Raw genomic sequence first — 21,388 nt, 5'->3', positions numbered from 1 at the left:
GGCGGCAGCGGCCGGAAAAGTCAAATCAAGACCTTATCATTTTATCCCAAAAGACGAAAAATGTAAACCGCCGCCTCCGCTGCAGCCTCCCTTTTCACAGGAAACACACAAAGCAGGGCCCGGAAAAAGTTTCCGGGCCCTGCTCTTTCAACTCAGTAGTCGTTGCGCTTTTTCTTGACGCTCTTGCGCCAGAGGATGATCACGATCAGGCCCACCGCCACCGCAAGAAGGGTGGGGATCAGCCAGGCGCTGCCGCCCTCATCGTAGCTTTTGACGTTGCTCCAGGCCTCGTCCATCGCCTTGTTGAGCTCGTCCGGCAGCACGTTGAAGGTCTCGGTGTTGGCAAGCACCTCCTGAGAGGGGTACATGATCGGGCTGTTTTTCAGCTCGTCCGGCAGCAGGGCCTCAGCCTCCACCTGCGGGGTGGAGTAACCGATAAATTCGCAGTTGGCCAGGGCCACCTCGGTCTCGCACATGAAGTTGATATACATCTCGGCCGCCTCTTTATGGGTGCTGGTAGCCGGCACGCACATCGCGTCCACAAAATAGTTGGTGCCCTCTTTGGGGATAGCGAAAGCCAGGTCGGGATTTTCGTCCATCATGATGATGGCGTCGCCCGCATAATACGGGGCCAGGGCGGCCTCTCCGCCCTCCATCTTGTCGAAGATCTCGTCCATGACGTAGGCCTGGACGACGCTTTTCTGCTTTTTCAGCTCTTCCGCCGCCTGCTGGATCTCCTCCGCGCTGGAGGGGTTCAGGCTCAGACCCAGCTTTTTGGAGGCGATGGCAAAGGCGTCCCGGCTGTTGTTGAACATCAGCACGTTGCCCTTATAGGCAGGGTCCCACAGGGCGTCCCAGCTGTCGATCTCGCCGTTTACCATGGTGGTGTTGTAGATGAGGCCGACCACGCCCCAGGTGTACGGCACGCAATAGGCGTCGTTCGGGTCGTAGTCGCGGCCCTTGTACTGGCTGCCGATCAGGGACATGTTGGGGATATTTGAAAAATCCAGCTCGGCAAGCAGGCCTTCTTTGATCATCTTGCCAATCATATAGTCGCTGGGGACCACCACGTCGTAGTCCGCTCCACCGGATTTGATCTTGGCATACATGCTCTCGTTGGTGTCATAGGTGGTATAGTTGACCTTGATGCCGGTCAGCTCCTCGAACTCTTTGTTGATGTCCATGCCGCCGTCCGAGCCATCCGAGATATAAAGGCCCCAGTTGTACACGTTCAGGGTGATGTCCTGCCCTTGGAATCTCTCCCAGTCATAGCCGTTGTCCTCGACCGTCACCGCGGCCTGCGCCGGCGCCGCCAGGGTCAGCGCCAGCAGAAAGACAGATAAGATGCAGCTTACCACTTTTTTCATTTTTTATTTTCTCCTCTCGTTGCCTCAACACTCTGTTTGAGATTTTGGCCGTGTCAGTCGCGCACGGTTTCTTTTTTTTCGCTGTGGCTGTCCTTGGCGTTGATGATCAGGATAATGGAAAGGATCACCACAAAGATAATGGTGGACAGTGCGTTGATCTCGGGGCTGACCTTTTTGCGGGTCATGCTGTAAATGGCGATGGGCAGCGTCTGCACGGTGCCGCTGGTGAAATAGCTGATGATAAAATCGTCGATGGAATAGGTCAGGCAGATCAAAAAGCTGGACAGCACCGCCGGCATGATCTCGGGCAGCACCACCTTAAAAAACGCCTGCACGGGCGTGCAGCCCAGGTCCAAGGCCGCTTCCCACATCCGCACGTCCATCTGGCGCAGCTTGGGCGATACGTTGAAGATGACGTAGGGCACGCAAAAGGTGATGTGGGCGATCAACAGCGTGGGCATACCGAACACCTTGCCGCCCATCCAGCTCTTAAAGACCACAAACAGCAGCATCATGGAGACGCCGGTGATGATCTCGGGGTTGATGACCGGCATGTAGCTGATGTTCATGATGACGCCGCGCGTGGTGCGGCCCATGGAATGGATACCGATGCTGGCCATGGTGCCCAGCACGGTGGCGATCACCGAAGCCACCAGCGCGATGAGCAGCGAAATGCCGAGGGCGCTGAGGATCATCTCATTGCGGAACAGATTTTTGTACCAGTCCAGCGTGAAGCCAGTGAAAAGCGTGCGGCTTTTGGATTGGTTGAAGCTGAACACCGCCATCACCGCAATGGGCATGTACATGAAAGAGAAGATCAGGACCATGTAAAACCGGGAAAGGGCTCCCATCTTTTTCATCAGAGAACGCCCCCTTCCTTGCTCTCGCTGTCCATCATATTGGTCAGGCTCATACACAGAAGCACCAACACCATCAGCACCAAGCTCATGGCGCTGCCCAGGTTATAGTTATAGCTGTTGCCCAGGAACTGCAGCTCGATCAGGTCGCCGATGAGCAGGTTGGAGCCGCCGCCCAGCATACGGCTGATGATAAAGGTGGAGATGCTGGGCACAAAGACCATGGTGATGCCGGTGGTGATGCCCGGCAGGGAGAGCGGGAGCAGCACTTTGGTCACCTTGTGGAACAGCCCGGCGCCCAGATCCTCCGCCGCCTCGATCAGGCTGTCGTCGATCTTGACCATGATCGTATAAAGGGGCAGGATCATATAAGGCAGATAGTTGTAGACCATGCCCAGCACCACCGCGCCCTGGGTATTGATCATATTAAAGGGGCCAAGGCCGAACAGGCCAAAAAATTTGTTGATCAGGCCGTTGCGCTCCAGCAGGGTCATCCAGGCATAAGTGCGCAGCAGAAAATTCATCCACATGGGCAGCATCACCAGCATCAGCATGATGCGCTGCTTGTTCGCCCGCAGGCGGGACAGCATAAAGCTGAGCGGATACGCCAGGACAAGGCAGATCACCGTGGCGATGGCCGCCAGCAGGATGCTGCGCACAAAAACCGGCGCATACTGGCTGAGCCCGGAAAGATTGTCCAGCGTGAATTTTCCATTTTTGTCCGTAAAGGCAAAATAGATGACCATCAGCAGCGGCGCAACGATAAACGCCACCATCCAGACAAGATACGGCGCGGCGCATGCTTTGGATTTTAATTTCATCGCGCCTGATCCTCCATCTTGTGCATGATGTGGATCTCGTCGGGGCCGATATTCATGCCGATGATCTCCCCCGGCTGCTGGGCCTGTGTGGAATGGATCTTCCACTCTGTGCCCGCCTGCTCGACCAGGATCTCATAGTGCACGCCCTTGAAAATGACGCTTTTGACCACGCCGGACAGCTGGCCCTGGATGGCGGGCACGACCTGGATGTCCTCAGGGCGCACCACCACGTCCACCAGCGCGCGGGGCGCAAAGCCCTTGTCCACACAGGTGAACTGGCGGCCGGCAAACTCCACGCTGAAATCGCGCTCCATCACGCCGGACAGGATATTCGACTCGCCGATGAAGTCCGCGACAAAGGCGTTCTGCGGCTCGTTATAGATATCCACCGGGCTGCCGATCTGCTGGATATAGCCCCCGTTCATGACCACCACGGTGTCGCTCATGGTCAGGGCTTCTTCCTGGTCATGGGTGACGTAGATAAAGGTGATGTCCAGGCTCTGCTGGATGCGTTTGAGCTCGGTCTGCATCTCCTTGCGCAGCTTGAGGTCCAGCGCGCCCAGCGGTTCGTCCAGCAGCAGCACTTTGGGATGGTTGACCAGCGCCCGCGCGATGGCCACCCGCTGCTGTTGACCGCCGGACAGGGTGGTCGGGTCGCGGCGCTCAAAGCCGCGCAGGCCCACCAGCTCCAGCATTTCCAGCACCCGGGCTTTCAGTTCTTTCTCTTCCACCTTGCGCAGCCGCAGCCCGAACGCCACGTTCTCGTAAACGTTCAGGTGCGGAAACAGCGCGTATTTCTGAAAGACCGTGTTCACCTGCCGCTTGTACGGCGGCAGCCTTGTGATGTCCTTGCCATTAAAAAAGACACTGCCCGACTTTGGCTCAAGGAAGCCGCCGATCACCCTGAGGGTGGTCGTCTTGCCGCAGCCCGAAGGGCCCAGCAAGGTGACGAACTCCTTATCGTGAATGTCCAGCGACAAGCCGGTAAGGACCGCTTCCCCGTCAAAATCTACCACAATGTCTTTTAGTGCAACGATCGTATTATTATCCATCCTGCATCCCCCTTTGCGGTATTGGTCCCGGCGGCTTTCGGCCTGCCGGGCAGGCGCCAATTATACTACCCCGCAAAAGGTTTGTTACACCCCCGCACGTGGCGGCGGCTACAGCAGTACATACAACGCCCATGTTGCGATGGGCCGGCGGGTGGAAAGCGCCGTGCCCCCGGTGCACAGGATGGAACTGACCACCCCGCAGTGCACCTTAGATGCAAACACACAATATGTACTATAAAGGCGGAGGCAGCGTTTGTCAATAGTTTTGCGCAAATTTCTCGATTTTTTGGAAAAGACCGTAAAGAACCGAGATTTTTTGTAGAGGATGCCGGAAATTCTCCGATTTGCTCCGAAAAACTCATTTTTACTCTGTTCGGCGCAAAATTTTATTGCGGCACAAAGCACGCGCTGCGCAGACGGTCCCCGCCTCAAAAAAACAGTCACAGACAGCGCTGCGGCTGTCTGTGACTGCAGGGAGGATATTCGTTTCGCTTCCTCGTGGCCCGCCGCGTCCTTTCCCCCTCACATCCTGCTGCGGATCTCCAGGATCTCTTTTTTGCAGGGCAGGCCCTCCGGCGGGGTATGCGCAGGCCGGCAGAGATAATAGCCCTGCAGATAGTCCACGCCCGCGCGGATCAGATACTCCATTTCGGCAAAGGTCTCTACCCCCTCGCCGATCAGGCGGATGCGGCGTTTTTTGCAGTAAAGCACCAGATTCGAGAGCAGCGCCTGCCGGTCCTCATCCCGCTCGATGCCCTGCACCAGCGAGATATCGATCTTGACAAACTGCGGGGCAAGGTCGACCAGGATGCCCTCGCCGCTGTACCCCACGCCGAAATCGTCCAGGGCCAGGGAAGCGCCCCATTTTCGGGCGAAAGCCTGCTTTTTCGCCGTCTTTTCGGGGTCCATCCGCTCCTCTTCGGTCAGCTCGATCACCAGCCGGTCCAGATAACAGCCGAAGCGCTCTTCCATGCGGGCCAGGTCCGGGTCGGACAACACTTGGTTGGGGATCGAGTTGATGAAAATGCGGCTCCCGGTGGCCACCACGCCCTGCGCGACGGCGCACTCCAGGGCGCGGAACATGGTCAGCCGCTCGATCTGCGAAAGCTTGGATTGAGAGCGGGCCAGCTCCAGCAGCTGTGCCGGGCTGTGGATGTTCTCGGTCGCCGGGCGCATCAGCGCCTCATAGCCGAACACCCCTCCGTTCACGGCATCCACAATGGGCTGGAACTGATAATCCAGCCGCTCTTTTTCGATCAGCAGGTTGAGTTCTTCCCGGCACTGGAGCAGATAGGCGTCCCGGTTATAGGCCGCGATATTGAACTCGGTAAACTGCCCTTTATCCGTGTGTTTGACCTGATACATCGCAAAGTCGGCATATTGCAGCAGAGGCGTGTATTCCGCCGCGTCTTTCGGGTAAAACGCGAGGCCCGCGGAAGCCCGCACCGGCAGCCTGCTGCCGTCCGGCAGCGCCAGAATACTGCGCCGCAGCTCTTTTTCAATGCCGCGGCAGGCCTCCCTTGCGGCATCCACGCTCTCATAACCATAGAGAAACGCCACGAACTCGTCTCCTGAAAGACGCGCTGCAAGGCTCTTGTCCGGCGTGCTGCGGCGCAGGGCCCGGGCGGCCGCCCGGATATAACCGTCGCCAAAGTCGTGCCCGTAGGTGTCGTTGACATATTTCAGGTTATCCAGGTCCATCATCACCAGCACCGCGGTGCCGACCTCCCCGGGCCGCGTCAGCATCTGCTCGATCCTGCTTTGGAACGCGCGGCGGTTGAACAGCCCTGTCAGCAGGTCGTAATCCCGCTCATGCTCCAGCTTCTGCTTTTCGCTGATCTCCTTGGTGACGTCGCTCAGCACGCCCAGGGTGCTTGCCCCGCGCGCCACCGTCTGCAGCCGGACCCAGTGTACCCCGTCCTCTGCGTTGAGGGTGAACAAATAGCGATTCTGTTCCCCCTGCTCCGCCTGGCAGGGCAGCGCCGACAACCGGCGGTGCAAGATGTCGCGGTCGAACTTTTCGCCCGGCCGTATCCCCAGCATACCCGGCAGCTTATCGGTGTAATAAAAGCCCGGTCCCTCTTCATCCTGTTCAAAAACGCCGATCTCAATGCCCGCCATATCCAGGATGCGGGACATTTTCTGCGCGTTGTCCGCCACCTGACTGCTCAGCGAGACGATCGCCTCGCTGAGCTGATCGATCTCCGCTACGCCGACCCCTGCAAGGCGGATGGGCTGCCGGGGATCGGCGCTGCGCAGATTTGCCGCGAGCACGCTGATGCGCTTGGTGGCGCGTCTGGCCACGAAGACGATGCCGATCACCCCGACCACCGAAGAGAGTACCAGGGCGGCAAACAGCAGCAGGCGGAAGCTGGAAGAAAAGGCCAGCAGGTCGTTTTTCTGTACTACGCCCAGCACCGCCCACCGCTCGCCCTCAAACGGCGTGTTGCTGCTGTAAAGCCGCATCTCCCGCACGCAGGCCACGACCTCGCTGTCGCCGGCGCCGCTTCCCGCCGCGATGCGGTAAAAGCCGGACGCGCCCGCCGCGGCTGTGACAGTCACTTCCTCGCCGTCACCGATCATGCCGCGCAGCGCGGCCCCGTTGGCCAGCAGCTCGCGGTAGGTCATCTCGGCAGTGTTCTCGTCGGTAGTCATGCCCAGCAGATAGCCTGCCTTGTTCTCACTGTTCAGCTCTTTGCCGGGCAGTTTTTTCATCAGATAGTCGGAGGAGATATCCACCCCCGCCACACCGTAGACTGTGCCGTCGGCCCCGATCAGAGGCACTGAATAGGCGATGACCTGGTTGCCGGCATAATCCCGGTTGTTGCCCAGATAGAACGGCGGGCTCCAGTAGGCCAGATCCTCCGCGTCCATCCCCGGATACTGCTGCGCCGCGCGCAGCGGCCGGAAGAAAAAACGGTTGCAGGCCTCTTCCTCCCCGCCCTCGAATACAAAGGCGGATGTCCAGGAAGCGTCCAGTGCGACATTCAGCTTCTGGGTGATGGCGGGCGGGGCGCAGAGCGCCTGCAGGTCGGAATAGCCGCTGGGGTTTGACTCCGGGTCCGTGTCCCGCAGGTAGATGCCCGGATACTTCTCCCCCACCGGCGCGTTGAGCACCACAAAGACCCCGGTAACGCTGTTTTTTCGCAGCGTATAGATGAGTTCATCGGTATACTCTGCCAGCAGGCGGCGGCTGAGGTCCGGGTCCGCCATCAGCTCTTCCAGCGTGCCTCCCCGCTCGGCCAGCAGGGACTCGGTGTCCTCCTGCAGGCCGGTGAGCATTTCCTGTATTTTAGACCAGCGCTGCAGCATCTCGCTTTGAAGATCGTTCTTCCGTCCCTGCACCTTTTCAGAAAAGATGTCGTAGGCATTGGCTTCCAGCTGGGTCACCGCGCCGCCCAGGATGGTGGTGCCGTAGAGCAGGACCGCCTGGAACAGCATGACCAGCAGGATCGGGAAAACGATCTTTTTAAACAGAGACGCCTTTGCGCGTTTCATGGGCTATTCTCCCTTCTGCGTCGCCTCCAGCCGCTGAGAAAAGTCAGCAAACCAGGCCGCAAAATTTTCATCCGTATCGAACTGCGCCACCGCCTCGCTGCGGCTCATTCCCTGTGCCACCAGTTCGTCAACGGCCGCTTTGTCCGCGGCCGCCTTGTCCTGCAGGGCGTATTCCAGCACCTTGCGCGCATCCGCGCCGCCTGCAAACGCCTTGCTGGTGTAGAGCGGCTGGGTGCCGGTCGTCTCCAGGGCCACGGCAAGGGTCTGTTTGATGAGATCCGTGTATTCCGTCTGCACGCCCTCGATGCTGGCGGTCTCCAACTTTTTGGGGTCGTTTGCCGCCTGTTTGACCGGCAGATACCCTGCCAGGCTTGCAAAAACGAGATTGCGATCCTCTTCTGTGAACCATTTGAGGAATTCCACGCTGGCGTATTCCTGCTGGGGAGTGGATTTGGTGACCACCATGCCCGCCCCCTGCTGGACCGCATAGGGCTCGCCGCCCTCAAAGACCGGCGCCGGAAGCACCAGCGTCTCAATGGGATAGGGGTCGGCATCCCCCACCGTCACCTCAGAGGGGAAGTAAGAGGCAGAGGCCGTCGACCCCACCAGTGCGATCAGGTTGCCCACTTTGGCGTCGTCCGAGCGGAATTTCCCCGCCGCGGTGAACCAACCGTTGATGAAAGGGACGTAATAGTTGTCCCAGATACGGCGCAGCGCGCTTTCGTCGGCCTGGAACGAGACTTTGCCGTTTTTCACCGAAAAGATCTCGACCCCCATCTGACGGCAGCCGATCAGCAGATAATTCGCCATAGCGTCCCGGCCGAAAAACGCTTTGCCGTCATTGGCCGTTTCGGGCGTCTGGTCGTCGGTCCATTCGTAATATTTTTGCGCGGTTTGCACCACGCCCTCGATCGTGGACAGATCGTCCAGAGACACGTTGTTTTCCGCCGCAAATTTATCCCAGTCGGTCTTGTTGAGCATAAAGATCTCAGTGGATTTTGCGGTGGGAAAGATCTTCAGCCCGCCGTCGTTTCCGATGCGTCCCTCCTCGATATAGGAGGGGATATACTCGCTGAGCTCCTCTTCGCTGAGATAATCCTCAAGGTTTGCCAGCAGCCCCATCTGGTCCACCTGATATGCATTGTCCGCATAGGCGGCAAAGATGTTGGGCACCGGGGCCGCCCCCGCCTTTTTTTCGACCGAATCCAGAACGCTGCTCTCCAGGCTGTTCACATCGCCCTGGCTGATGGCCTCGACGATGATGCCCTGTTCCAGGCCGACCGTCTCGTTAAACTCTTTGACGAGCAGGTCGAACGCATTTTTCTGCGCCCCGTTGTAATAGTGCCAGACAGTAATGGTGACCGGGTTCTTGCTGCTGGGGCGCTGGGCGTCTCCCCCTGCCCCGCAGCCGCTAAAAAGGCCGGCGGCCATCGCGATGACCAGCAGGCCTGACAAAAGCTTTTTCATTTTTGCCTCCCACAGCGTTCTCTTCCTGCATGGGAAACAGAACGCGTCTTTAATTAGCACAATTATAGTACTTTTGTGACCTGTTAGCAAGAAAAGAATGGAAAACGCCGCTTCTTCCGTCCGGCCCAAGGGGACCAAACGGAGGAAGCGGCGCGAGACCATGTCACCATAAACGGATCAGGCTGCGAACTCCAAGAAACAGGCCGTAAGCCCCCGCGGTGGTGAAAAAGCCGGAGACGATGATACCGGCCAAAATTGCGGCCGTAGAATGCTTTTTGTCCAGGCCCAGCATATTTGACAGCAGCACCCCGGCCCAGCTGCCGATCCCGGTAAAAGGGACCGAGATGATGAGCGCCAGGGCAAGATACCCATGGCGCTGCAAAAACGCCTCGTGCTGGTGGGAGAACGCTTCCACCTGGTCCAGCGCTTTCGCAGCGGGGCTGAACCGCCGCAGCTGCCGCATGCCGCGTTCCCCCGCTCTCAGCAAAAAGGGCACGGGAAGAAAAGAGCCGATGGAAGTGCCGACATAGGCGAGATACCATTTGACATCCAGCGCCGCCGCCAACAGGATAGAGCCCCGGTTCTCCACAAAAGGCGCCATGGAAGAAAGCACCACAAAAACGCTCTTGACCACGCTGCCGGTCCCCGCAAACACCGCTTGAAAAGGCATCGTCCCACCCCCTTGAGGTTTTACTCAAAAAGACAAAAAAACAGCCAACATCTCATCGTCGGCCTTTCTTGTGATGTCCGGTATTATACCACCGGGCCCGGGGTTTGTAAACCATGCCCGCTTTTGGGTGAGGGAAAGCGGACCCGTGTCAAGGCCTAAATAAGCTGTGCACGCAGCTGACAAGGTTTGCTTGCCCTGTTTTTTTATGTCTTTTGTGGTCTTTAGTCGTTCTTCCCTCCATAAGGCCGGCATATCTCTGCCGGGCATATTCCAGCCAGGGTAGCGTGCTTTCGGTATTCCGCTCCGCGTTCAGGCTGTATTGCCCCCCGCCGCTTTTTAGTCTTTGGAGGTCTCGCCGTATTCCTCCTCCCACTTTCTCAGCTCGTCCATCTCTTTCAGGCAGTATTCGTACTGCTCCTCCGTCAGTTCCACTCCCTCCGGTATGTACATCCCGTCCGCGTCGATACACACCCCGCCAGGAATCCTGTTTATCATCTCCGACAACTCTTTCAGTGTCACCGCTGAGTTCCCCCTTCATGAGAGCATTTATTTGCTATCCTGCGCAGCCCATATCCGAAATCATCGCGTTGTCCTTCACTGGAACCTTCCCCTCTATTGCGTTTTCTCCTCTTGGTGATATACTGATATCCATAACAGGTGTTGTCGTATGCGAAGACGCTTTGGGCGTATGGAGTGGGGTCTCCCGGGAGACATCAATCGTCGCAGAAACAGCGCCTGTTTTCTTTTCCTCTGGTATCTTTTATCCCGCGGTTCTTAAAGCACCATGAAGCTTGTTAACACCCCTAACAAAGACAAATTAGGGTTGATCGGGTACACCAGCACAGAAATGTTGACACATAATTTACCTCAATAAAAGAAAATCCCGCAGACCGGCGATGAAAGCCAATCTGCGGGGGTTTCTTTGGTGCAAGTAACTCGCAGACCCTCATAAAACAAAGTCTTTATGGCATCAAGCAGACGATCATCCTATCGGATTTGCGCATTTATGATAAGAATTGAAAGGTTATAGAGGGTGTTTCTGCATGAACATCGTCAAAAACTTCAAGCATCTTTACGCACTCCTGCTGCAGTTCCTGCGGCATGGAAGAAAAGCCTTTTATCTGCACTAAATAATTGCCTTGTCCGATGAACAACCCATCTAGACAATCCCACAACGCGTCCCAATTTTCTCCATAGTATTCGGGCAGTCCAAATTTTTGTTTGAGCATCAGGTGAACTTCTCCCAAATACCTGCACCCTTTAAAATCTAATACGATAGGGTTTTCCTCAATTGCTTTAAAGGCGTTGCGCTTCTCTTCTTCATAATAATTCATATGGTTTGCCCTTCCTAAACGATCTCATAAAACGTCGAATAGTGGTCGTATGTATAGTAATTTAGGAGAGCAAAAACAGCTTTGGCCGTTTGCCAAAGCTGTTTTTGTCCTTATGACTACGCGAGGGGCCTTCGCAGTAATCGGAGCATATTTTAGGATTTGTAGAAGTTCACATGATCAATCAGGAGAAGCTGGTCTCAAACAAACTATGGAAGGATTGCAAACTCCACTTCCTCTGGATATACAACATCGGAATCATGCGTCCAATCAAAGAAAAATGTTATATCGCGTGCATTCTGATTAGGGTCATCTTTAGCAGGGATGAGTTGGACCTTTTGGCTATTTTGAACCCACCCAAGTTCTACGATTTTCTTTATCGTTTTTTCCTTATAGGATTCTGGTGTATCTGGCTCAAACCTTACTCTGATCTGTTTCACTTAGTTCCCCTCCAATAAATTCAAATCAGCATTGTTTGTATTCTGATTATAATAACATACAAAATATTAAAAAATAAACAAAATAAAAAATCGAAACTTGTCTTTCGACAAGTTTCGATTTTGGTCCGAGTGACATGACTTGAACATGCGGCCTCTTGACCCCCAGTCAAGCGCGCTACCAACTGCGCCACACCCGGATAACGATGCCGCCTCTCAGAGGCAGCGTTATTATTATACTGAACGCCAAAACTTTTGTCAATCATTTCTTGCCAAAAAATTTCTCCTCCCCACTTTTGCCTCCCGGCGGCCCCCGAGATGATTCGACAGAAATTTTCAAAAAACTTCCAGCTGCTGCGTCTCAATATACCGCCTTTCCCCACATATAATACCAATGGGGGTGTAAACACTGATGAGCAAAGAAAAACGTGCACAGAACCGCCGCGAGGCGGTCAAAAAAGATCATCCTTCCACCGTCAATATCAACGAGCGGATTTTTGCCGCCCTTGAGACGGATGAGCTGGTGCCGCCCAGCTGGCCTGAGCGCCCGCTGGACCGCACGGAAAACGGCGTAGGTACCAATGAGAACGACCGCTTTTCCTTTGAAGAGGATGATTTTTGACAAAGGGCGAAAAGAGGCTGCCTCCTCTTTTCGCCCTTATACTTAAATCTGCTGCAAAAGCTTTGCTAAGCTGTATCAGCCGCCCCTGCCCAGCTTTTTCAGCGCCGCCCCAAGACCGCACAGCAGTCGTTTCCAGCCGCCGCGGCCGTTGCAGACGTCCAACAGGGCGTCCGCCGTTTCATAGTCTATCAGACCATCCGACATCAGCACAGTGTTTTTGACCGGGAACTCGGAGGTCATCCGCCGCACGATCCGCCGGTTGACCCTGGGAGATCTGACAAAACGGATGGAAGCTCCGCCCACCCGGTAGGCGATGCGCCGCATCAGCCTGCCCGGCCAGGTGACGGCCAGTTCGCCCAGCGGCGTGGTGCGGTCGAACTCCCCGCGCTGTGCCGGCCTGTTCTCCCGTGCGGGCAGCGGATGCAAAGTCTCGAACCAGTCGTCCGGGAAGCGGTTGTCACGGATGGACCCGTAAGGGGAAGAGGCCAACTGCGCGGCGGGAAGCCGCAGGGAGGTTTCCCCCGCCACGGTTACCACTGCGCGCAGCGGCAGTTCCCGGCTGGAGGGGCCGACACGAAGCTCATATCTTCCCTGCTCCACCACGAAATCCTGCTCTGCGGGCAAATAAAAGCTGAACGCCCGCGCCGGCAGCTTCAGAACGACCTGCCGGGTCTCACCGGGGCGCAAAAACACCTTGGCAAAGGCCGCCAGCTCCTGTTCCGCCTTGAACGCCGATGGGGCCTCGTGGTGGACGTAGCACTGGCAGATCTCCGCGCCGGCCCTGCCGCCGGTATTCGTCACGGAAAAGCGCAGGGCCAGCTCTTCTCCCCGCCCGACAGACTCCGGCGCAGACAGGTCGGAATAGGCAAAGCTGGTGTAGGAAAGACCGTAGCCGAACGGAAAGCGCACCTGCGCTTTCACCGTGTCGTAGTAACGGTAGCCCACAAAGATGCTCTCATTGTAACTCACGTAGCGCGGCCCCATGGGATAATGGTGAAAGGCCGGGGTGTCCGAAAGCGACAGCGGCCAGGTCTCTGCCAATTTGCCGCAGGGGTCCGCCTCGCCCCAAAGCAGACGGCAGGCCGCCTGACCCACGCCCTCTCCACCGAGATAAAGCGCAAGCAGCGCATCCGCCTGGTCCAGCCAGGGAAGTTCTACCGGGCTGCCGCCTGAAAACACGACCGCCACCGGCTTGCCCGCGGCGCGCAGCGCCGACAGCAGGGCCGTATGGCTGGGCGGAATGGACAGGTGGGTGCGGTCGTACCCCTCGCACTCGTACACGTCGGTAAGGCCGAGAAAAAGCACCGTCACGTCATGAGCCGCGGCGGCGGCTGTCGCTTCGCGCAGCAGGCCCGCATCCTGCCGGTCCTCGTCGCCGCCCGGCCAGCCGCGCGCGAACGAGACTTCATAACCCAGCCTGCGGGCCGCCGCCAGCGGGCTTTCCAGCGCCCGGGCGTTGACGATGGAACTGCCGCCCCCCTGATAGCGGGGATGCTCGGCCATATCCCCTACAAACAGGATCTTCTGCCCTTTTTTCAGCGGCAGCACGCCGTTGTTCTTCAGCAGTACGGCCGACTCCTCCAAAGCGCGCACGGCAAGGGCATGGTGCGCCTCATAGTCGCAGGGGACGGGCGTGCAGCTTTCAGCGCAGTCGAACACAAAGCGCAGCAGGCGGCGCACCGCCGTGTCCAGTTCTTCTTCCGACAGGGCTTTGTCCTTTATAGCCTGCACGATCAATTCATCGTTCACGCCCCCGCTGCCCGGCATCTCGAGGTCCAGCCCTGCACGGATGCCCTGCACCCGGTCGTTCACTGCGCCCCAATCGCTCATGACAAGGCCGTCAAACCCCCACTTTTCCCGCAGGACGCCGGTGAGCAGTTCCCTGTTGTCGGCAGCATAGACCCCGTTGACGCGGTTATACGAGCACATCACGGTGCTGGGCCGGGCCTCCTTGACGGCGATCTCGAAAGCCCGCAGATAGATCTCATGCAGGGCCCGCTCGTCCACCTCACTGCTGATGGACATGCGCAGCGTTTCTTCGCTGTTGCAGGCAAAGTGCTTGAGGCTGCAGCCGACGCCCTGGCTGCGCAGGCCCTGGATAAAACCCACCGCCAGCTTGCCTGCCAGAAGCGGGTCCTCTGCGTAATACTCAAAATTGCGGCCGCAGAGCGGGCTGCGCTTGATATTGACCCCGGGCGCCAACAGGGTGGAAACGCCGTGGGCGCGGCACTCTGCCCCGATGGCCTCCCCCACCGCGCGGGTGAGCTGCGGGTCCCACGAGCCGGCCAGCGTCGCCTCGGTGGGGAAACAGGTCGCGCGCACGCTGGGGCCCCCGTTCTCCGCTTCGTGCTCCCGGTCCTCTTTGCGCAGCCCGGTAGGGCCGTCGGCCATGAACACCGACGGCACGCCCTTGCCCTCCACCGGCTTGGTGGTCCAGGAGGTCAGGCCGGAGCAGAGCGAAGCTTTTTCCTCCAGCGTCAGGGTCTTCAGTATCGCTTCGATCTTTTGTTGATCCATTCAGGGTCCGTCCTTTCTCCGCTTCTGCGGCCGCAGCTTTCCGGCCAAGGCCTGCCGGGCCAGGATAACTGCGGCTGCGGGCCCGCTGTGTCAGACGCTCTCTTCCCCGTCCGCGCCGGCGCGCTGTTCCAGCTCGCACACCATCTGCCGGTACATCTTGTCGTCGATCTTATAGTATTTGCGATAGATCCCATAACTTGCAAGGATGAGCGCCAGCGGCAGCACGATCATGGAGGCGCGCATGATCAGGGTGGCGCTGCCGGGGATGGTGGCCACCAGAGCATTTGCCTGCTGCTTGATCTCCACAGTGGAAAGCGAGGTGCTCTTTTCGAGCTCACTGATCTGGTTGGAGTACTGATTGAGGCCGGAAACGGCCAGTGTAAAGGCAAAAATGGCCGCCTGGATGGCGCTGGCCAGCTTGGTGATGAACGGGTTGAGGCTGAAGATCACACTTTCGTTGCGGGTCCCCAGTTTCCACTGCCCGTACTCGATGGTATCGGCCAGCAGCACCAGGTTGAGCAGCTGGATGATGGCCTGCCCGGCGAACAGGACCAGCCCGATCACACAGAGCACCACCATATTCATGGGCAGCAGATAACCCACCAGCATAAAGCCCAGGTAGCCCAGGACCACCAGCAGGATGGCAAGACCGAACAGCTGCCTGCGGTCCAGGTTTTTTGAAATTTTCGGGTAAAGGGCCAGCGTCACGATCTGCGCCACGCCGATCGAGATGGCAAAGATCGTAAACTCCATGCCGCCGTACACGCCGTAGTCAAAATAGAAAAACTGCATGCCAAAGCCGGTGGTGGTGAAATAGCCGATGTTGAACAGCAGCATGCAGATGATGATGGCCAGCAGCTGATCGTTTTTGAGGATGATCTTCACCATGCCGCGCAGCGTGGTGTGGCTCTGCGCCGCCGTGACCGCGTTCTTCTGTTCTTTCACCCCCAGCACCACCAGCAGCTGGCAGCCGATGAACAGCACTGCGATGGCGATGGCGACGGCGCGGTACATATCGGTCATTTTGCCCATCTGGGTCACCACCGGCACCGCCGCCGTGACCACAAACAGGCCGATGTTCGCCCCGATGCGGGCAAGCGAAGAGACCTTTTCCCGCTCTTTGGGGTTGACGGTCAGGCTGGGCAGCATGCTCCAATAAGAGATATCGTTCATCGTGTAGGTCATGCCCCAGAGGATATACGTCACGGCAAACACCACCAGAAACGCGGTTTTGCCAAGACCGGCAAAGTCGGAGAACAGCAGCACGATGAAAATGCTGTTGAGCACCGCGCCGGTGATGATATAGGGCTTGAACTTGCCCCAGCGGGTATGGGTGTTGTCGATGATAGCGCCCATCATGGGGTCATTGACCGCGTCCCAGACACGGGCCGCCACCATGATGACGCCGACCCAGGCCAGCTGCCAGTTGCTCAGTCCCACGGCCAGGGTCAGATAGGTCATGATAAAATTGGTCACCAGCGTGTAGGCTGCATCCCGGCCGATGCAGCCGAAGCCGAAGCTGTACCTGGTCCGCTTGGGCACCTGTGCTTTCGTCTCGTCCATCCGTTGTGTCCCCCTTGCTTTTCAAATGAAGCGCGCGCTTTTTGCAGCGCCCCTGTCCTGAAAAGGCCGGAGGGTCGCTGATCCACGACTGCTCCGGCCCTCCTGCTTTTTTATTCCCTGCGCGCCGCGCTATCCGCGCCCCTTGATCCTGTCCCAATAGGCCTTTGCCGCCTGCTCTGTTTTGTTGGGACCAAATTCATAGTAGACCGTGCCCACCAGCTCGTCTGGGAGATACTGCTGGGCGACCCAGTGATCCGGGTAGTCGTGGGGATAGAGATAGCGCTGCCCTTTTACCTTTGCATCCGCTCCGTCATAGTGCTTGTTCTGCAGCTGGCGCGGCACCTGGCCGCTGCGGCCGCGGCGCAGGTCCTCGCGCGCGGCGATAATGGCGTTGTGCGCCGAGTTGCTCTTGGGCGCGGTCGCCAGCAGCACCACGGCGTCCGCCAGCGGCAGCTGCGCTTCCGGCAGACCCAGCTGCAGGGCGCTGTCCACGCAGGCCTTGACGATGGGGATGGCCTGCGGATAGGCCAGGCCCACGTCCTCGGCGGCAATGACCAGCAGCCTGCGGCAGGCGGAGAGCAGGTCCCCCGCCTCCATCAGACGCGCCAGATAATGGATCGCCGCGTCCGGGTCGGACCCCCGGATGCTTTTCTGCAGCGCTGAGATCGTATCGTAATGGTTGTCAGCGTCCCGGTCATAGTTCATGCTGCTGCGCTGGGCCACCTGCTGCGCCATTTCCAGCGTGATGCGGCGCACGCCGTCCTCCGGCTGGGCCGCCCCGGCCAACAGCTCCAGGCTGCCCACGCTTTTGCGCACATCGCCCCCGCAGGCCGTGGCCATCAGGTCCAGCGCCGCGGGCTCGATAGAGATGCCGCAGCCCTCTTCCTGCTCCAGAATCGCCTGCGCCCGGGCCAGCGCTTCCTTGATATCCTCCGGCGACAGGTGCTTGAACTCGAACACCGTGCAGCGGGAGAGCAGCGCCGTGTACACATAAAAATAGGGGTTCTCAGTGGTGGAGGCGATCAGCGTGATGCTGCCGTCCTCAATGCATTCCAGCAGGCTCTGCTGCTGTTTTTTGTTGAGATACTGGATCTCGTCCAGATACAGCAAAATACCGCCGTGCCCCATCAGCGTGCCGATCTCACCGATCACGGTGCGGATATCTGCCGTAGAGGCGGAGGTGCCGTTGAGCTTGTGCAGCCGCATGCCGCTGTTTTCCGCGATGATGCGCGCCACCGTGGTCTTGCCCACCCCAGGCGGGCCGTAAAAAACCATATTGGGCACCCGGCCCGCCTCGATATTGCGCCGAAACACCGTGCCCGGCGCCAGCAGCTGCTTTTGCCCGAACACCTCGTCCAGCGTTTTGGGCCGGAGACGGTCTGCCAGAGGGCTGTTCATAGATTCTCTCTCCTGTCAGAGGATGATCTGCGCCTCGCTGCGCCAGTCGCCGTGCTTTGCCTGGGCATATCCGGGCGAGAGGAACCAATCGATGGCGTATACGAGACTGCGGTCCCAGAACTTCCATTCATGGTTGCCCGGCCACTCCATATAGCGGTAGCCGGCAAAGGGCAGCGCGTGGATGCTGTCGTAGAGCGAACGGTTCTGCAGATGGATATAATAGGGCTCGTTGTCCTCAAGGCCGCAGGTGAACAGCAGCCGCGGCTGCTGTTCCGCCGGCAGCCCGCTGAGCCGCCCGGCCAGCGCCCGGAGGTCCCTGTCCTGCGGCAGGGCCAGCTGCTCGCCGAAAATGGGGACAAAAGATCGGCGCAGTTCCGGCAGCTGGGCCCCCTGCTGCTGCAGCATCATGGCCAGGTCCACCGCACCGGAAAAGCTGGCCGCGCCCGCATACCGCTCGGGGTGGGTCATCGCCAGCAGCATGGCCCCATACCCGCCCATGGAAAGGCCCGCGATGAAATTCTGCTCCCGCGCGGTGGGCACCCGGAAAAATTTTTCCAGCAGCACAGGCAGTTCTTCGGTGAGGAACGTATACCACGCGTCGCCGTATACCATATCGCAGTAAAAGCTGTTTTCACAGCTGGGCGCCACCAGGATCAGCCCGTTATCCGCAGCATACCGCGTTGCGGCCGAAAGCTGCAGCCAGTCCTGCCCGCAGCCGTTGAAGCCGTGCAGCAGCGTAAAGACGCCGCGGATGCCCGGCACGACCTCCTCGGGATAGTCGTTGGGATAATAGAGCGCCACGTCCACCGTGCGCAGCAATACCTGACTGCGCAGTTTTGCATTGATGTATGCCATCCTGTTTCACCCCAAAGCCTTCATTTGTGATCTGCCGCCGTGGCCCCCGGCGCCGCGCCCGCGCGCCGGCCACGGCCGGGCGGAAAACGCCGCCGGGAAAGGCCGACGCTGCGAACCGCGCCGCAGCCCGGAAAGCTTATTCGTACAGCGGGAAACGGGCGGTCAGCGACGCGACGCCAGCTTTGATATGCTCTTTTTTGCTTTCGAAATCAAAGACGCAGTCCGCGATGAAACCAGCGATCTCCTCCATCTCCGCCACGCCGAACCCGCGGGTGGTGACCGCCGGCGTACCGATGCGCACGCCGCTGGTGACGGTAGGCTTTTCGGGGTCGTTGGGCACGGTGTTTTTGTTGGCGGTGATGTTCACCTCGTCCAGCCGGGCCTCCAGCTGTTTGCCGGTGACGCCGGTCCCGCGCAGGTCTACGGTCATCAGGTGGTTGTCGGTGCCGCCGGAAACCAGATGCACGCCCTTTGCCAGCAGCGCTTCGCTGAGGGCCTTGGCGTTCTCCACGATACGGCGCTGATACTCTTTGAACTCGGGGGCAAGCGCCTCGCCGAAGCAGACGGCCTTACCGGCGATGACGTGCATCAGGGGACCGCCCTGGGTGCCCGGGAAAATGGCTTTGTCAATGGCTTTGGCATACTGCTCTTTGCACAGGATCATGCCGCCGCGGGGGCCGCGCAGGGTTTTATGGGTTGTGGTGGTGACCACGTCCGCATAGGGCACGGGGGACGGGTGCAGCCCCGCCGCGACAAGACCGGCGATGTGAGCCATATCCACCATGAACAGGCAGCCCGCCTCTTTGGCGATCTCCGAGATGCGGGCAAAATCGATGGTGCGGGCATAAGCGGAAGCGCCGGCCACGATCAGCTTGGGCTTTTCGGCCAGGGCCAGCTCGCGCAGCGCGTCATAGTCAAGAAAGCCGTCCGCGTCCACGCCATAGGGCACAAAGCGGAAATACTTGCCGGACATATTGACCGGGCTGCCGTGGGTAAGGTGGCCGCCGTGGGAAAGATTCATGCCCAGCACGGTGTCCCCGGGCTGCAGCAGCGCAAAATACACCGCCAGATTGGCCTGTGCGCCGGAGTGGGGCTGTACGTTGGCATGGTCGGCGCCGAACAGTTCGCAGGCGCGCTTGCGGGCCAGCTCTTCGACCTCGTCGACAAACTGGCAGCCGCCGTAATACCGGTGGCCGGGATAGCCCTCGGCATACTTGTTGGTCAGGATGCTGCCCATGGCCGCCATCACAGCCGGGGAGACCACATTTTCCGAGGCGATCAGTTCGATGTTTCCGCGCAGGCGGCCCATCTCACGTTCCATCGCAGCCCCGACCTCGGGGTCGCGCTCCCTGACAAAGCCGATCGTGTCCAGTACATCTCCAAACATTTCGTCAACTCCTCCGCTTTTTTGCAGCCCCTGCGCGCCGCCAAACCGCGGGCAGTCATGGGACCGATACAAAGAAATTATACTCGCCGCGGGCGCAAAACACAAGGTGGTTTTGAGCGGGAACAGCCCTGCGCCCCCACTGTCTTTCCCCCGCGGGCACAAGCGTTTTCCGTCATCCTGCCCGCCGGCGCGCGCACAGGTGGGCCCCGCGCGTTTTTTCGCCCGTTTGCAATCTTTTTCGCCTGTGCTATAATGGCGGTGATCATGTAATGACCGGCGCCTGCCTGTGCGGGCGCTTTGAGGAGGGACCGGGTTTGAAAACAAAAAAAGAGGTGCTCGCGATCATCGAACGGCTGAAAGAGGCCTATCCCCTGGCGGAGTGCACGCTGGACTACGACCACGCCTGGCAGCTGCTGGTGAGCGTCCGCCTTGCAGCCCAGTGCACCGATGCGCGGGTCAACATCGTCACCGAGGACCTGTTTGCCAAATACCCGTCGGTGGCGGCGCTGGCGGCAGCGGACCCCGCTGATATCGAGGCGATCGTCAAGCCCTGCGGGCTGGGCCACAGCAAGGCCCGGGACATCAGCCTGACCATGCGCAGGCTGATGAGCGACTTTGGCGGCAAAGTGCCGGATGACTTTGACACCCTGCTCACGCTGCCCGGCGTGGGGCGCAAAAGCGCCAACCTGATCATGGGGGACGTGTTCGGCAAGCCCGCTATCGTCACCGACACCCACTGCATCCGGCTGTGCAACAAGATGGGCATCGTCAAGGACATGAAAGAACCCAAAAAGGTGGAGATGGCGCTGTGGAAGGTCATCCCTCCCGAAGAGGGCAACGATTTCTGCCACCGGCTGGTGCTGCACGGGCGCGCGGTGTGCAGCGCGCGCAGCCCCCGCTGCGAGGAATGCTGCGTCCGCGATCTCTGCGATACCTACAAGGCGCAGCAAAAAGCCGCTGCGAAAGCGGCAAAATAGCCATTTCCGATCAGAAGTTTTCCGGCACCCATCTTTCCCCCAACGGCATGCCGGGCAAGCGGGCCGTGCACGGGTAAGAATGCCCAACGAGCAAACTCAAGGAGGACCTGTCCCATGAAAAAGCTGTTCTGTCTGCTGCTCTGTTCCCTGCTGTGCACTGGTCTGCTGGCCGGCTGCGGCGGCCTGTCGGACAAGTACGACGAGGAAGAGGCCATCGCGCAGGCCCATGCGGTGATCGAAAGCCTCAACGCGAAGGACTATGACGCCGTTGCCGCGACCATGAACGGCGAGATGAAAGAAGTTTTGCCTGCCGATAAACTGGCGGAGGTCTGGGAACCCATTGCCGGGCAGCTGGGTGCATTTGACTCGTTCACCCGGGACGCCGTCGCGGAAAAAGACGGTCTGGCCGTGGTGGTAGTGACCTCTAAATATGAAAACGGCAGTCTCACTTATACCATCAGCCTGGATACCGGGCTGCAGCTGTGCGGGCTGTATATGAAATAAGCGTGCCCCGTCCGCTTTGTCGATTTTTCTTGACAAGCCGTCCCTGCCTGCTATAATTAGAACGG

At 58.9% G+C, this 21,388-nt stretch carries 18 protein-coding genes and 1 tRNA gene; 3 read left to right on the top strand and 16 right to left on the bottom strand.

Features of this window, described 5'->3' with window-relative positions; all coding sequences use genetic code 11:
- Positions 1-152: 152 nt before the first annotated feature.
- From H8S23_RS00095 to H8S23_RS00045, 11 genes are all read right to left on the bottom strand, one after another.
- Complete coding sequence (locus H8S23_RS00095; protein WP_186886287.1) at positions 153-1,367, bottom strand: ABC transporter substrate-binding protein; 1,215 nt, start codon at positions 1,365-1,367, stop codon at positions 153-155.
- A gap of 53 nt (positions 1,368-1,420) precedes the next feature.
- Complete coding sequence (locus H8S23_RS00090) at positions 1,421-2,227, bottom strand: ABC transporter permease (RefSeq protein WP_186886286.1); 807 nt, start codon at positions 2,225-2,227, stop codon at positions 1,421-1,423.
- Positions 2,227-3,045, bottom strand: a complete 819-nt coding sequence (locus tag H8S23_RS00085) for an ABC transporter permease (protein WP_186886285.1) — start codon at positions 3,043-3,045, stop codon at positions 2,227-2,229. Before H8S23_RS00085 ends, H8S23_RS00090 begins: the two co-directional genes overlap by 1 nt.
- Positions 3,042-4,097 (bottom strand): spermidine/putrescine ABC transporter ATP-binding protein, encoded by a 1,056-nt coding sequence (potA, locus tag H8S23_RS00080; RefSeq protein ID WP_186886284.1) that lies wholly within the window; start codon positions 4,095-4,097, stop codon positions 3,042-3,044. Before potA ends, H8S23_RS00085 begins: the two co-directional genes overlap by 4 nt.
- 522 nt (positions 4,098-4,619) lie before the next feature.
- Positions 4,620-7,595: an EAL domain-containing protein gene (locus tag H8S23_RS00075; RefSeq protein WP_186886283.1), complete on the bottom strand. Its 2,976-nt coding sequence runs from the start codon at positions 7,593-7,595 to the stop codon at positions 4,620-4,622.
- 3 nt (positions 7,596-7,598) lie between these two features.
- Complete coding sequence (locus H8S23_RS00070) at positions 7,599-9,062, bottom strand: extracellular solute-binding protein (protein WP_186886282.1); 1,464 nt, start codon at positions 9,060-9,062, stop codon at positions 7,599-7,601.
- Positions 9,063-9,225: 163 nt separating this feature from the next.
- On the bottom strand, positions 9,226-9,732 hold the full coding sequence (locus H8S23_RS00065; protein WP_186886281.1) for a COG2426 family protein: 507 nt from the start codon (positions 9,730-9,732) through the stop codon (positions 9,226-9,228).
- 336 nt (positions 9,733-10,068) lie between these two features.
- On the bottom strand, positions 10,069-10,227 hold the full coding sequence (locus H8S23_RS00060; protein ID WP_186886280.1) for a hypothetical protein: 159 nt from the start codon (positions 10,225-10,227) through the stop codon (positions 10,069-10,071).
- A gap of 509 nt (positions 10,228-10,736) precedes the next feature.
- Positions 10,737-11,066, bottom strand: coding sequence for a barstar family protein (locus tag H8S23_RS00055; protein ID WP_186886279.1), 330 nt, complete (start codon positions 11,064-11,066; stop codon positions 10,737-10,739).
- Positions 11,067-11,272: 206 nt separating this feature from the next.
- The gene (locus tag H8S23_RS00050; RefSeq protein ID WP_186886278.1) at positions 11,273-11,503 is read right to left on the bottom strand and encodes a hypothetical protein; all 231 of its coding nucleotides are present in this window, start codon (positions 11,501-11,503) and stop codon (positions 11,273-11,275) included.
- A gap of 121 nt (positions 11,504-11,624) precedes the next feature.
- A tRNA-Pro gene (locus H8S23_RS00045) sits at positions 11,625-11,700 on the bottom strand.
- A 212-nt stretch (positions 11,701-11,912) separates the two neighbouring features.
- Between H8S23_RS00045 and H8S23_RS00040 the strand changes: the two genes are divergently transcribed.
- Positions 11,913-12,122, top strand: a complete 210-nt coding sequence (locus H8S23_RS00040; protein WP_186886277.1) for a hypothetical protein — start codon at positions 11,913-11,915, stop codon at positions 12,120-12,122.
- A gap of 75 nt (positions 12,123-12,197) precedes the next feature.
- Here the strand turns inward: H8S23_RS00040 and H8S23_RS00035 are convergent, their stop codons facing one another.
- The 5 genes from H8S23_RS00035 to H8S23_RS00015 form a co-directional block, all read right to left on the bottom strand.
- A complete protein-coding gene (locus H8S23_RS00035; RefSeq protein ID WP_186886276.1) occupies positions 12,198-14,639 on the bottom strand; it encodes a glycoside hydrolase family 3 C-terminal domain-containing protein in 2,442 nt (813 codons plus the stop codon).
- Positions 14,640-14,729: 90 nt separating this feature from the next.
- Positions 14,730-16,202: a glycoside-pentoside-hexuronide (GPH):cation symporter gene (locus H8S23_RS00030; protein WP_186886275.1), complete on the bottom strand. Its 1,473-nt coding sequence runs from the start codon at positions 16,200-16,202 to the stop codon at positions 14,730-14,732.
- Between the two features lie 129 nt (positions 16,203-16,331).
- Positions 16,332-17,600 (bottom strand): replication-associated recombination protein A, encoded by a 1,269-nt coding sequence (locus H8S23_RS00025; RefSeq protein ID WP_186886274.1) that lies wholly within the window; start codon positions 17,598-17,600, stop codon positions 16,332-16,334.
- 15 nt (positions 17,601-17,615) lie between these two features.
- Positions 17,616-18,455, bottom strand: a complete 840-nt coding sequence (locus H8S23_RS00020; protein ID WP_186886273.1) for an alpha/beta hydrolase — start codon at positions 18,453-18,455, stop codon at positions 17,616-17,618.
- A gap of 136 nt (positions 18,456-18,591) precedes the next feature.
- Positions 18,592-19,842 carry a serine hydroxymethyltransferase gene (locus tag H8S23_RS00015; RefSeq protein ID WP_186886272.1) on the bottom strand — a complete coding sequence of 417 codons (1,251 nt, stop codon included), beginning with the start codon at positions 19,840-19,842 and terminating at the stop codon, positions 18,592-18,594.
- 269 nt (positions 19,843-20,111) lie between these two features.
- Here H8S23_RS00015 and H8S23_RS00010 point away from each other — a divergent pair, with 269 nt between their 5' ends.
- Entirely contained in the window at positions 20,112-20,819 is a 708-nt protein-coding gene (locus H8S23_RS00010) for an endonuclease III domain-containing protein (RefSeq protein ID WP_186886271.1), read from the top strand.
- A 114-nt stretch (positions 20,820-20,933) separates the two neighbouring features.
- Positions 20,934-21,323 carry a DUF3887 domain-containing protein gene (locus H8S23_RS00005; protein WP_186886270.1) on the top strand — a complete coding sequence of 130 codons (390 nt, stop codon included), beginning with the start codon at positions 20,934-20,936 and terminating at the stop codon, positions 21,321-21,323.
- Positions 21,324-21,388: the final 65 nt, after the last annotated feature.

This window comes from Anaerofilum hominis (assembly GCF_014287275.1).
Lineage (GTDB): Bacteria > Bacillota > Clostridia > Oscillospirales > Ruminococcaceae > Pygmaiobacter > Pygmaiobacter hominis.
This window is presented reverse-complemented; position numbering and strand designations above follow the sequence as displayed.